This window comes from Streptomyces sp. ActVer (assembly GCF_027270795.1).
Lineage (GTDB): Bacteria > Actinomycetota > Actinomycetes > Streptomycetales > Streptomycetaceae > Streptomyces > Streptomyces umbrinus_A.
On sequence record NZ_JAPWHT010000311.1, the window covers coordinates 1 to 12,487 of the forward strand.

Here is a 12,487-nt window from a genome sequence, read left to right on the forward strand (position 1 = left end):
GCGTCGGCGCCGTCGCACTGGTGGCCCGCTGGCTGGCCCGCACCCTGCCGGCCGAGGACCGGGTCGTCGCCGTCTTCCCCGACGGCCCGCAACGCTACGTCGGCACGGTCTTCGACGATGCGTACTGCCGCGAACACGGCCTCCTCGGCCATCTGCCCGCCGACGACCCGGACGAGATCGCCGACCCCGCCGACCGGGTCATCACCCGCTGGACCCGCTGCGCCCGCATCACCGACCCGCTCGTCAACCCCGCCGCCACTGCGCACGAGCTCGCGGGAGCCGCTCGATGACGCACCTGTGGCAGCAGACCCGCTCCTTCCCGCCCGCCGTACGCCTGCTGATGGCCAACCAGTTCGCCATCAACCTCGCCTTCTACATGCTCATGCCCTACCTCGCCGCCCATCTGTCCGGAGGGCTCGGTCTCGCGGCCTGGGCGGTCGGCCTCGTCCTGGGCGTACGCAACTTCTCCCAGCAGGGCATGTTCCTGATCGGCGGAACCATCGCCGACCGCTTCGGCTACAAGGCCCCGATCATGACCGGCTGCCTCCTGCGCACGCTCGGCTTCGGCCTGCTCGGCTGGGTGGACAGTCTCCCCGCGCTGGTCATCGCCTCCGCGGCCACCGGCTTCGCGGGCGCCCTGTTCAACCCCGCCGTCCGCGCCTACCTGGCCGCCGAAGCGGGCGAGCGGCGCGTGGACGCCTTCGCCACCTTCAACGTCTACTACCAGGCCGGCATGCTCCTCGGCCCGCTGGTCGGCCTCGCCCTGCTGGCCGCCGACTTCCGGCTCGTGTGCACCGCGGCCGCCGCCATCTTCGCCGTACTGACCGTGCTGCAGTGGCGCGCCCTGCCTGCGCGCCGCGGGGAGACGGCAGGCACCACGGCCGCACCGGACGGGGTGCTGGCCCAGTGGCACTCGGTTGTGGCCAACCGTCCCTTCCTCCTCTTCGCCACCGCGATGATCGGCTCGTACGTCCTGACCTTCCAGGTCTACCTCGCCCTTCCCCTGGCCGCGTCCAGCGCCCTGGGATCGAAGGGCACTTGGGTCACCAGCGGCCTCTTCGTCGTCTCCGCCGCCGTCGCCGTCATGGGCCAGCTCAGGCTCACCGGCTGGGCGAAGCGGCGTTGGAGTCCCGGGCGGGCACTGGTCCGCGGACTGACCGCGATGGGACTCGCCTTCCTGCCCCTGGCCCTCACCCCGCCCGGCGCCACCGCCGCGGTGCTCTCCGCCCTGGTGGCGGCCGTGGTGCTGCTCGCGGCGGGCAGCGCCGTGGTCTACCCGTTCGAGATGGACACCGTGGTCGCCCTCTCCGGCAACCGCCTAGTCGCTACCCACTACGGCCTGTACAACACCGTCTCCGGCCTCGGAATCACCATCGGCAACCTCGTCACCGGAGCCCTCTGGGACTTCGCCGAGCGCCACGACGCCCTCTGGCTGACCTGGGGCGCCCTGACCGCCACCGGGCTCGCGTGCGCGGCGTCCGTCGCCGCGCTCGCTCGCAGCGGACGCCTGGCCGTACGAGAGGAACCACAGCTCGTCCCCGCCTGACGCAACCGCCGGGCAGGCCGACGGAGCGGTCGGTCTGCCCGGCGTCACTCGCCTTCGCGGTCTTGCGGCGCCGGACCGTGAGGAGCCTCTCTTTCGAGGTTCCTGTCCTCCCGTCGGTGCATGAAGTGCACCCGGACCAGCAGGACAACGGCCAACACCCCCAGACCACGAGCAGGATCATCTGGGTGGAGGCGAGGAAGTCGAACAGACCTCCGCCGGAGTCGTCGTGTTCGGGCGCGTATCTGTCATCGGGCGCAGGGCTGTCGGATGCCAGGACTGCACGGACGAAACCGTCCGGGCAACACCCGGCCAATTGGATGGGCATGGCGAAACGCTCCAGGACATCAGTGGTCGCGAACGGTCCCCGGGCCGTGCACAATCACGGTCGGGGCCGGTCGCACGAGTCGTGCGGGCGGGTTCGGCGATACGCCGAACTCACGGCCCGCACGGCACACGCTGATACCGAAGAGCGAGGCAGGCGACGGGAAGCAGTGGAGTGCCCGAGGCTCGCCTGCGCGGCCGGGACGTCACCGCCCCGTAGGGAACAGGCAGAAGCAGTCCGAGGAAGCCGGCCAGTCGGAGCAGCCACTGCCGGGCAGGCTCCAGGCAGGCGTTCACCAGCCGGGCGGGCAACTCGCACGCACTGCGAAACAGCCAGGTCAGAGCCAGGGCCATCGCGAGGTTCAGGGCGGCCATGGCCGGACCGCTGTGATGCCACGTGGGCGGCAACCGGTAATGGCCGTCCGAAGCAGCCAGCGGTTCGGTGGTGTTGAGCCAGATCGGCAAGGCCCCCTGCGCAGCCGCCAGGAGCACCGCCGTCGTACGAGGCGAGCAGACCGCGAACGCGACGAACGCGCCCACGAACAGTACGGACGCCGCGAGCGCCACCGCTGGCCCCGAAACTGGCAAGCCGCCCGTGGCGTGGTGAAGTCCGGCCGCCAAGGCGCTGCCGAGCACCGCGACGGCGGCTGCGCGGACGGCGCTGCCCTTCACGGTGCGGTAACCGACAGGCTGGACGAACATGTCGAGGCTATTGTCCCTGCTCGGTGTCCTCTCTTCGAGAGCGGGGTGTCCGGCCCCTGTCCGACCAGGCCGCGGATCACTCCCTTCTGGGTGCTGTTGGACAGGCTTCCTGGCGACACCGGCCCGATGGAGCGGCAGGTAAGTCCACCGGACGCTGTTTCCTGGCCGCGCTGTTGTTGCTTCTTGCGGATGAGGCGCTACAGCCACGGCTGGAAGCCAGCTACTCAATAGCGCAGTCGCCCCTTGAAGTACGTTTAAATACCGCTGACTTGGAGGATTCCGACGAGGACGAGCATCGCCCCGCCGAACCGCATCACGCCCCGCGCGTCACGGCGTGCGAACCCGAACGCCTTCACAGCGCATGCCGGAAGCTGTTCGCGGCGACGAGGAACGGCAGACCCAGGCCGACGCCGTAGGCGAAGGCTGGCGAACCCGCACCCCGGTGCTGATCTCCTCGTTGAAGATCTTGCCCCTGGGGAAGCAACCGGAGTTCGGCGGCCCACTTTCGATCTTGCTCTGGCAAAGCACGGTTTGCGAGAGCGTCAGCTGCCCGGGGCGCCCCACCGGAGGCGGTGGTATCGCGTGTTCGGTAACCAACCGGCGGTCAGGTTCGAAAGTGCTGGGCGGTGTCGCGCAGCGCCGTGGCGAATTGGTCGGCGTGGCGGGCGAGGGTGAAGAGTGCCGGGGGTGACTCGTACGCAGTCGCCCTTGGTGGGGCCGCCTCAGCGGACGGTCAGGATCTGGTGCTGGTCGAAAAGGTACTGGGCGATGACGATGTTCTCGGGCTGGGTGGTGTGTCCCCTCACGCGGAATGAGGTGATTGCGCCGTATGAGGCGGGGTGGTCGGGGGTGAGGATGTCGAGGTTGGTGATGTCTTGGACCTGGTGGACCCAGCGGTCGCGCAGATAGCGCAGCCGGGCCTGTTTGACGGCACTGCCGAGGGCTTGATGGAAGTCCAGTGCGGCAGGGACGGTGAGGACGGCGGCGGCGGCGAGGGTCCCGGAGTGGACGCGAGAGCGGATGTCGTCGGCGGGGTAGGTCTCGTCGGCGAAGGCGCGGTCGATGTCGCCGAGTCGGCCTTTGCGGATGTAGAGGAAGCCCGTGCCTAGAGGGGCGCCCATCCATTTATGCAGGGAGCAGATGGCGAAGTCGGGCTGGCCCCAGGAGTGGGCGGCGTCCGCGATGACGTCGACCCCCCGGTCGCGGGCGGCAGTGGCGATCTCACTGATTGGCAGGGCCAGGCCGGTGACGTTGTTGACGTGGGTGAGCAGCAGCAGTTTGACTCGCGGGTGCTGATCCAGCGCCCGGGTGTAGGTGTCGATAACGGCCTGGGCGGTGGCCGGTTCGGGCACGGTGATCCGTACGGCGTCGACGCCTCTGCGGTCCCTCAGCCAGTTCATGGCGTAGCGGGCACTGTGATAGTCGAGGTCGGCGTACATGACTGCGTCGCCGGGGCGTAGGAGCCGGTAGCCGCCGATGAGGTTTTGCAGGGCCTCGGTGCCGCCTCTGGTGAAGGCGATCTCTTCCTTGTCGACGCCTGCCAGGGTTGCGGTGCGTTCCCTTACCTGGTCGGCTTCCGCTTTGTAGGTACTGCGCAGGAGGTAGGAGCTGAGGGTGTTGAGGCGGTCGGCGTTGCGGCGGTAGGCGTGCCGGACCGCGGCAGGGGTGATCCCGTAGTAGCCGTTCTCGAGGTTGGTGAACTGTCCGCTGACCCGGTACTGGCGGGCGACCTCGCGCCAGAAGCGTTCGTCCTGGGCGAGCCGGTGAGGACCGTGGCCTGCCGGGGCGGTCACTGGATCAGGTGGTGTTGATGGCGCGGAGCCGACCGGTGCGGCGGTGGCCGCCGCACCGAGTCCGGCGACCACACGGCGCCGGGACAGGGCCATGGGACCTCCATTACAGGGCTGCTGGCCTCCTCCCCCGGGCCAGGAGGCATTCGGCCGTTTGGACCTAACAGGCACTTTGCGTATACGGATAAGCACGTTGAGCGATATGCCAGTGCGGGTGAGAGCGCTGTCGGCGGGCTGGGGTGCGGCGGGGCGTGCCGTGGCCGTGGGCGCGCTGGTGCACGTGTTGGGGTATGCGCACGGGCCGCATGCTGGTGGTTCACGGGCGGCTCCTTGCCGCAGGGTGACTCACTCCGCCATCGCGCTCGTGCAGCATCCCGCGGCCTCGCCGTCACCCGGCTCTGACAGCCGCCCCTTCTCCGGGTCTGGGCGAGGCTTTGAACCAGCTCGGTCGGCGGGTACCGCGACCGGGCCGTCCCGCGTTCCCGCCCGGGAGTGCGCCGCCGGTTCGCGCTGGTCACCCGGCGGTTGCTCAGTCGCAGGTGACTTCGTCGCGGGGTACGTACCGGGTCCTGAAGGTCTCCCGCTTGACCTCCTCGTCGCTGTTCCTGAAGACCCGGTCGACCGCGACGTCGAAGCCTTCGAGCAGGGTCTGCGGGACGCAGTTCTTCTCCGCACCCTCGCGGGTCCCCGGCTGCTTCACGTTGGTACGCGGGCCCTTGACCGCTTCCACGGAGCCGTACTTCTTGGTGCCGAGGAAGGTGACCGTGACGGAGGTGTCCGTGGCGCGCGCGTCGATGTAGATCGCCTTGCCCGAGTCGTTCCGGAACTTCAGGTCGAGGCTCCCCCAGGCCACCGTCGCCTCCCGGCCCTCCGGGTAGCGCTCGATGTAGAACGAGTGCGCCCCGTACTCCACCGGCTTCACGCCGGCGAAGAAGATGGCGTTGAAGACCGTGGTGGCGACGGTCGAGACGCCGCCTCCGGCCGCCTTCTCGTACTGGTTGTTGTTGATGATGATGCCTTCCACGAACCCGTTGGCCCTGGTCCGCTCGCCCACGGTGCGGTTCAGGCTCCAGGTCTCGCCGGGCAGTACGACCGACCCGTCGATCAGTTCGGCGGCGCGGCCGATGTTCGTGACGCGGTAGGGGGTGGGCTCGAAGTTGACCGTGAAGGTCGACATCTTCTCCTTGATGCCCAGGCGGCCGACGTTGTCACGGGTCAGCTCGGGCTCGACCTTCTCGGTGTCCAGCGCTCCGGTGCGGGCCGTGCCGGTCCCGGTCAGCAGCGGCAGTACGGCCCTCTTGAGCGCCTCGGCCGTGACCTCCTGCCCGGCTTTGCCGTCCGAGGCCACCGCCACTCCCCCGCCGTCCAGGCGCAGCTTCGCGTTGACCGCCTTGTCGGTGGCCAGCGCGAGCGGACTCGCCACCGCAGGATCAGCCAGGAGCCCCTTGGCGTCGAGCGCGGGGGCCAGCCGGTTTCCCCCGTCCGGATTCATGGTGAGGTGCTTACCGAGCGTCGCCGGGCTGATCTCGACCTCCCGGTCTTCCACGGTGAGCGTGACCGGAGCCGACATCGCGGGCGTGGCGAACTCCTTCATCGCGCGGTTCACCTCCGCCGCGCCGATCTTGGGTTCGGTCGTGCGGACCGGCAGCCGCGCCAGCTCCTCCCTCTGGCCCGGGACCGCCGAAGCCAGCGCCTCGACCGCACCTTCCATGTCCAGGGACCGCCCGGTCATCGGCCGCACCGGCACCGGCTCGCCCGCGTTGAAGGTGATGGCGCCCTTTCGGGCCTTCCGGTCGTACGCCTTCGCCTCGTCAGCCAGTGATGCGCGTGCTTTCGCCTCGTGCACGCGGATCACGGGGTCGACCTCGCGGTCACCGCTCGTGAACAGGCGGCCGATCACGGTGAAGGGACCGGACCCCGCTTGCGCGGCACGGGAGACGGTCTCCTCACTGTCCAATGAGATGCCGGCCACATCGACGGTGCCTTCATTCTCGCCGAGGCGCACCTTCACTGGCTCCGACCAGGCCCCGCCCAGGCTGCTGTCCAGCTTCTCCCGCGCCTGCGATCGGCTCAGCCCTCCGATGTCGACACCGCTCACCCGGGTGCCCTCGATGATGTCGTCCCCAGAGGCCAGCAGCCCCACCACATACAACCCGCCGAAACCGAGACCCGCTGCCCCCGTCACGAGAGCGGCACGGCGTATTCGGCGACGACCGGTCGGCGTGATGCCGGCGAGCGGCGCCGTTTCGGGTGGGGGCGTGGCGTTGGCGGACGGGCCGATACGCGATGAACGAAGCACCGGTTCTCCTCGTGTGTGGCTGGCGCGTGGCCCGGTCAACTCGCACAGCAAGCCGCCTGCCGGGCGATGATAGGAAGACTTCTGTGGTGATTCCATGAGCTCCGTCACTGCCGCTTCGAAGCGGGTGCCCTCCATCGGGACGACGGTTCGACGCAGAAAGTGGCCAAAGTGCGCTGCGGACGGGCCCCTGCTCCCTCTTCCGCAGAGCGGAGGTCCGGGGCAGCTGAAGCTGTACGAAATGTCACTCACGGGGTACGACGGCTTCGGGGACGCAGGCCCGCCACTTCCCTGGCGCCTGTGGCGGATCACAGTGCAGACACCCCCCGACCTGCCGGAGCGGGTGACGACATGGTGCGGTGCAGGCCGCAGCGAGCGCACTCGCCCTGCGGCCGGAAACCGGGGCCGGGCCGACCACGTGAGCAATGGACACGACAGCTCCTGTTCTCCGGCGGGTGCCCGATGGCGGCGATGCCGTTCCGACTCGCCACCGAGCCGGTTCCCCGACTGGTCGCATGCAACCCACTTCCCTATCCGACTAAGTTGCTTAGTTAAATAGGCGAGTGTGGTGGCCGCCAGTGCACACAAAGGCGGCCTACAGTTGTTGTTAGCCCCAGAAGAGGTAGCCCGTGCCCCCCACCGCGCTCAAAGATGCCCGATTGCGCAAGGCGGGTCGACGAGGCGGGTTACGAACTCACAGGGCGGGCGTGACGTTTCACCCTCGACCGAAAGCCTGACCGAGCGGCCGCCTACTATGGCCTTGCGTACTGGATGGCGAAAGGAAGTCAGGGCGATGCGACGGCTGGGGGATCTCGAAGCGGAGATCATGGACCGTCTCTGGACGTGGAACCGTCCGGCGACGGTGCGCGAGGTCGTCAACGACATCAACAAGACCCGTCCCGTCGCGTACACCACGGTGATGACGGTCACCAACATCCTGTACACCAAGGGCTGGCTGCTGCGCGGCAAGCAGGGCCGCGCCTGGCTGTACACGCCGGTGCGCAGCCGCGAGGCGTACGCCGCGGCACTCATGGAGGACGGTTTGGGCGAGAGCAAGGACCGCTCGGCCGCGCTCGTCCACTTCGTGGAGAACATGTCGGACGACGAGGTGGCCGCCCTGCGCAAGGCCCTGCGGAACGTGGGACGACAGGCCCAGCCCAATCCGTGAACGCTGTCCCGGCCCTGATCGGCTACACCGCAGCGGTGGGGTTCGTCGCCCCGCGCCTCATGCTGCGAGGAAGATGGCCGCACCGGGCCCCCGCCCTGGCGGCCGCGGTGTGGCACACCCTGGCCATCTCGTTCTCGATCGGGGCCGCGCTCACCGCGTACAACCTGGCCATGCCGGCCGAGCACCTGCACGCCGACCTGGTGGGCCTGCTCCACGCCTGCGGCGTGGACGTGGGAACGGCCGAGCCCGACCCGGGCATGGCGGAGCGGCTTGCCGTCGGCGTCCCCGCCGCGATCGGCATGGCCCTCGGCACAAGCTTCGCCTTCCACGTCGCACGAGCCCGTCGGGTGCGGACACAGCACCGGAAGGCGGTGGACTTGGTGGGCCGCCACTCGGCTCGACTCGGCGCCACCGTCCTGCCGTACCACATTCCCGCCGCCTACTGCCTGCCCGGCCGCGATCCCCGGATCGTGATCAGCGACGCGGCCGTACGCGAACTGACCCCTGAGCAGCTCGCCGCCGTACTGGAACACGAGCAGGCCCACATCGCGGGCCGTCACCACTTGTTCCTGGCCGCCGTGGAGGCGTTCCACTCGGTGTTCCGGTGGCTGCCGCTGGCCCGCCATGCCCGGGAGCAGACGGCGCTCCTGCTGGAAATGGTGGCGGACGACCGTGCTCTGCGCAGCCACTGCCACGAGGCGCTGGCCACGGCGATGTACGAGATGGCCGCGGCCCGCGCCCCGAAGGGCGCCCTGGCGGCGGCCGGCCAGACCGTCCTGATCCGTCTGCAGCGGGTCCTCGGCCCGCGCGAGGCTGCGCACCCCGCCCTGTGTAGTTCCGTGGCCGCCGCGGTCGTGGCGGTGCCGCTGCTGCCTTTGCTCGTCGCCTGTCCGCCCGGTCTCGGCTGACACCCGAGCTGACGGGTTCCTCGTGAGGCCACTGTGACGCCGACTCACTTGCGACGCCTAATACGAAGCTACTAAGTTCTAATCTGCTTGATGATGCCGGGGATGCCGGGACGCGGGCCCGGGTTCCGCGCCCGGCTCTGGGTCCATGGGGCGGTGCCGAGGGCGACTCATGTCGGCCCGACGACCAGAGCCCGTCGCTCGATCCGCAGACGCACAGAGGAGTCTCTCCACGATGGGAACGCACCGTCGGCCCAAGCCGCCCAGCCGCGCCCGGATCGCCACGCTCGGCATGGCCGCCGGCGCCGTCAGCCTCCTGCCGACGCAGAGCCAGGCGGCTCCCAAGCCCACGGTGGACGAGGTCCGCAAGCAGGTGGAGAAGCTCTACGAGGAGGCCACGGGCCCCACCGAGGAGTACAACGCCATCCGCGAGAAGCAGCAGAAGCTGCAGGGCGAGGTCGACAGCGCACAGGACCGGCTGGCCCGCAAGCAGCAGGAGGTCAACGAACTCCGGGAGAAGATAGGACCGTTGGCAGCCGCGCAGTACCGCAGCGGAGGCATCGATCCGAGCGTGCAGCTCTTCCTGTCCGGCGACCCGGACGACTACCTCGAGCAGGCCGAGATGCTCGACCGTACGAGTAGCCGGCAGGCCGAGGCCCTCGGGACGATGCAGGCCAAGCAGCGCGAACTCGCCCAGGAGCGCGAGGGTGCTCAGAAACGCCTGAAGGCCCTGGAGGAGACCCGCACCAAGGCCGCCAAGAAGAAGGACGAGGTCCAGGCCAAGCTCACCAAGGCGCGCAAACTCCTCAACAGCCTGACCGCCGCACAGCGCGCCAGGATGGAGGCCGCCCAGGAGCGGGACGACGCCGCCGCAGGCGTCAGCGACTCCGCCGCCACTTACAACGGCCCAGCCAGCGGCCGCGGCAAGGCCGCCCTCGACTTCGCTTATGCGCAGCTCGGCAAGCCCTACGAGTGGGGCTCGACCGGCCCCAACTCCTTCGACTGCTCAGGACTCACCGGCGCCTCCTGGCGCGCGGCGGGCGTCTCGCTCCCCCGCACCGTCAAGCAGCAGTACGACGCCGGCCGCAAGGTGGCCAAATCCGACATGCAGCCCGGCGACATCATCTACTGGTACAACGACACCCAGCACAACGGCATGTACGTCGGAAACGGCAAAGCCATCCACGCGCCGCGCACCGGCAAGAACGTCGAGATCGTCCCAGTGGACTCCATGCCGTTCTTCGCAGCCAGCAGACCTTGAGCGCCGACACCCTTGCTACGCAAGGGACTTCAGTGACCGCACGCCCGGCTGCCCGCTCACTGCTCGACCGCATGGGAACCGCGATCACCTAAGAATGCGCTCACCCCAGCGGCGCCGGCGATCCCGCCCAAGCGCTCGGGCTCGATGCCGTTGGGCGCGTAGGCAAGCCGGCAGGCGATCCCGTCGGTCCAGGCCCGGCTCCGGCGGGCGAGCACCCACGGCCGGCGGGTGAGACAGGCACACCGACGCCGCGAACGCTCATCACGGATGCCAAGAGGACGACTACCAGCGGGTCGGGCGACTCGGTGTTCAGGCATCCGGTGATGGCTGGAGATGATCGTGGAAGTGACGCGCAGGTCCGACGCGGGCATGGTGCGGCGTCCGACGAAGACGAGACCAATGGGAGGTCTGGTAGGCAGGTCACCGCGCTCGGGTGGGCTCTGACGATCGGTCCCGAACAGGCTTACATCGTCTTCGTGGCCAACGCCTTCGCCCTGCTGGGTCTGCGCGCGCTGTTCTTCCTGGTAAGCGGTCTGCTAGACCGGCTGGTGTACCTGTCGAGCGGGCTGGCGCTGATCCTGGCGTTCATCGGGGTGAAGCTGATCCTGCACTGGGGGCACGGCCTCGACTCCCGGGTGCCCGAGATCTCCACGCCCGTGTCGCTGGCGGTCATCGGCACAGTGCTGGCCATCACCACGGTGGCCAGCCTGCTCAAATCCCGGCGCGATCCCTCAGCCAAGGCGCACGCCGGAGCCGTTCTCGGCACCCCGCCCCACGCCGCCCATGGCGAGCACCGCCCTCCCGACCACTGAGGTCTCCCTGGCCGCGGTCTCACACATGAGCACCATCCCCGCCCGGCACGACTTCCTCAGCGGACCCCTGAGCCCCTCTACAACTCGGACGGCGGCACCGTCCGGCGGGCCCTGACGTTGAGGTCGCCCGTTCTGGCCGTGGGACCGCCCATGATCTGGTCATGTCCCTCGGGAAGGTACGGCGGACACGACGAGTGGCCGACGGACGGGCCGGGCAGGTACCCGGCCCCGTGTACCCAGGTCCTCACCGCGAACCGGGGCCAAAGGAGTCACCCGGCGACCGCTGCTGTGCCACCGGACAGCAACTGGCCTCCGGGCAGAGGCATCTGGAGAGGCCCTGCGCTTCCTGGACGTATACGCGATGGGAACGTTGCAGCGCCGCGCGGGCCCTCTCGGCCTGGCGGGCGAACGACGTGACGAGTTGCTCGCCGTTCGCCCAGTTCCGCTTCCTCTACCAGCCGACGCGCTCGCAGCCGGTGTGCTCGGCGGGTTCGACCTGCAGGGTGGCATGGGCGACACCATGGCGATCGCGCAGCAAGTCGCGCGCCTCGTCGAGTACAGCGTGGTTGTCGGCTCGGTCGGCGGTGACCAAGTGAGCCGTTGCCACGTTCATGCCCGAGGTCAGGGTCCACAGGTGCAGGTCATGCACGTCCTTCACGCCGCCGACGGCGGCCAGATCGTCAGCCACAGCGGCCTGGTCCATGCCCGCCGGCACATGCTGGCCGAGGACGCTGAAGACCTCCCGGCCCAGCGCAACGGCGCGCACCGCGACGAAAGCACCGATGGCGAGGGCGACCAGAGTGTCCCAGATCGGCTGACCGGTGGCAGCCACCAGCCCGCCCGCCAGAATCACGCCGACCGAGCCGGCAGTGTCGGCCACCACCTCCATGTAGGCGCCCTTGACGTTCAAGCTCTCGGCCGCGCCGGACCGCAGCAGGAGCAGCGCGACCACGTTGACCGCCAGGCCGAGCACACCCACGACGAGCATGGGACCGGAGGCGACCTCGGCGCCACCCCCGATGCGGCCGACGGCTTCGACGACCACATAGACCGATACACCGAGCATCAGCAGCACCGACAGCAGACTGGCGAACACCTCTGCGCGATAGGAGCCGTAGGTGCGGCGGCCGGTGGTGTCGGGCCGGGTGGCTATCCGGGTTGCCACCAGCGCCGCACCCAGCGCCACCACGTCGGCGGCCATGTGTCCGGCATCCGACAGGAGCGCGAGCGAGCCCGACAGCAGCCCGTAGGCCAGTTCGACCACGAAGAATGAACCAACCATGGCGAATGACACCGCGAGCCGCCATCGGTGCCGGCCCCCCGCGTGACTGCCCACCCCATGGCTGTGACCGCTTCCGCCCATGACCGCCTGCCTCCCCATTCCCCGGTGTCTTTTCCAGACAGAGAAACACACAGGGACCAAAAGGGGCAAAGGCTGCATCGGTGACCGTTGTCATCTCCGTTAACAGGCCCCTGACCTGCGGAAATACAACCGGTTCGAACGAGCTCGATAAGGGCCCTCGACGGGCCCGAGTACGGAGGGGTGATTGCGCGACCGGCGTACGGACGAACAGCCGCACCACTTCTGACAGCGCGACTGACTCGCCGAATGCCCGACCTCATGCGACCGCTGCGCCCGACAGGCCCCGCTCCCCGGCGGCCGGCGCGCCCGCAGCCCGTGCAGCG

Annotated in this window: 8 protein-coding genes and 2 pseudogenes; 6 read left to right on the forward strand and 4 right to left on the reverse strand. The window is 69.2% G+C overall.

Annotated elements, in window-relative coordinates; translation table 11 throughout:
• Positions 1–290 (forward strand): annotated as a pseudogene (locus O3Q52_RS36630) (pyridoxal-5'-phosphate-dependent protein subunit beta); the annotation flags it as partial.
• On the forward strand, positions 287–1,546 hold the full coding sequence (locus O3Q52_RS36635) for an MFS transporter (protein ID WP_269652930.1): 1,260 nt from the start codon (positions 287–289) through the stop codon (positions 1,544–1,546). The pseudogene O3Q52_RS36630 and the gene O3Q52_RS36635, both read left to right, overlap by 4 nt.
• A gap of 435 nt (positions 1,547–1,981) precedes the next feature.
• Here the strand turns inward: O3Q52_RS36635 and O3Q52_RS36640 are convergent, their stop codons facing one another.
• The 3 genes from O3Q52_RS36640 to O3Q52_RS36650 all read right to left on the reverse strand — a co-directional run bounded on the left by O3Q52_RS36640 (position 1,982) and on the right by O3Q52_RS36650 (position 6,544).
• The gene (locus O3Q52_RS36640) at positions 1,982–2,569 is read right to left on the reverse strand and encodes a hypothetical protein (protein WP_269652931.1); all 588 of its coding nucleotides are present in this window, start codon (positions 2,567–2,569) and stop codon (positions 1,982–1,984) included.
• A 722-nt stretch (positions 2,570–3,291) separates the two neighbouring features.
• Positions 3,292–4,455 carry an aminotransferase class V-fold PLP-dependent enzyme gene (locus O3Q52_RS36645; protein ID WP_269652932.1) on the reverse strand — a complete coding sequence of 388 codons (1,164 nt, stop codon included), beginning with the start codon at positions 4,453–4,455 and terminating at the stop codon, positions 3,292–3,294.
• 433 nt (positions 4,456–4,888) lie between these two features.
• Entirely contained in the window at positions 4,889–6,544 is a 1,656-nt protein-coding gene (locus O3Q52_RS36650) for a VanW family protein (RefSeq protein WP_269652937.1), read from the reverse strand.
• Between the two features lie 904 nt (positions 6,545–7,448).
• Here O3Q52_RS36650 and O3Q52_RS36655 point away from each other — a divergent pair.
• The 4 genes and pseudogenes from O3Q52_RS36655 to O3Q52_RS36670 all read left to right on the forward strand — a co-directional run.
• Positions 7,449–7,823: a BlaI/MecI/CopY family transcriptional regulator gene (locus O3Q52_RS36655; RefSeq protein WP_269652933.1), complete on the forward strand. Its 375-nt coding sequence runs from the start codon at positions 7,449–7,451 to the stop codon at positions 7,821–7,823.
• Positions 7,820–8,731 carry a M56 family metallopeptidase gene (locus O3Q52_RS36660; RefSeq protein ID WP_269652934.1) on the forward strand — a complete coding sequence of 304 codons (912 nt, stop codon included), beginning with the start codon at positions 7,820–7,822 and terminating at the stop codon, positions 8,729–8,731. Before O3Q52_RS36655 ends, O3Q52_RS36660 begins: the two co-directional genes overlap by 4 nt.
• 232 nt (positions 8,732–8,963) lie before the next feature.
• Entirely contained in the window at positions 8,964–9,989 is a 1,026-nt protein-coding gene (locus tag O3Q52_RS36665) for a C40 family peptidase (protein WP_269652935.1), read from the forward strand.
• A gap of 464 nt (positions 9,990–10,453) precedes the next feature.
• Positions 10,454–10,801: pseudogene (locus O3Q52_RS36670) on the forward strand (TerC family protein); the annotation flags it as partial.
• Between the two features lie 451 nt (positions 10,802–11,252).
• Here O3Q52_RS36670 and O3Q52_RS36675 read toward each other — a convergent pair.
• Positions 11,253–12,095 (reverse strand): cation diffusion facilitator family transporter, encoded by an 843-nt coding sequence (locus tag O3Q52_RS36675; RefSeq protein ID WP_269652936.1) that lies wholly within the window; start codon positions 12,093–12,095, stop codon positions 11,253–11,255.
• Positions 12,096–12,487: the final 392 nt, after the last annotated feature.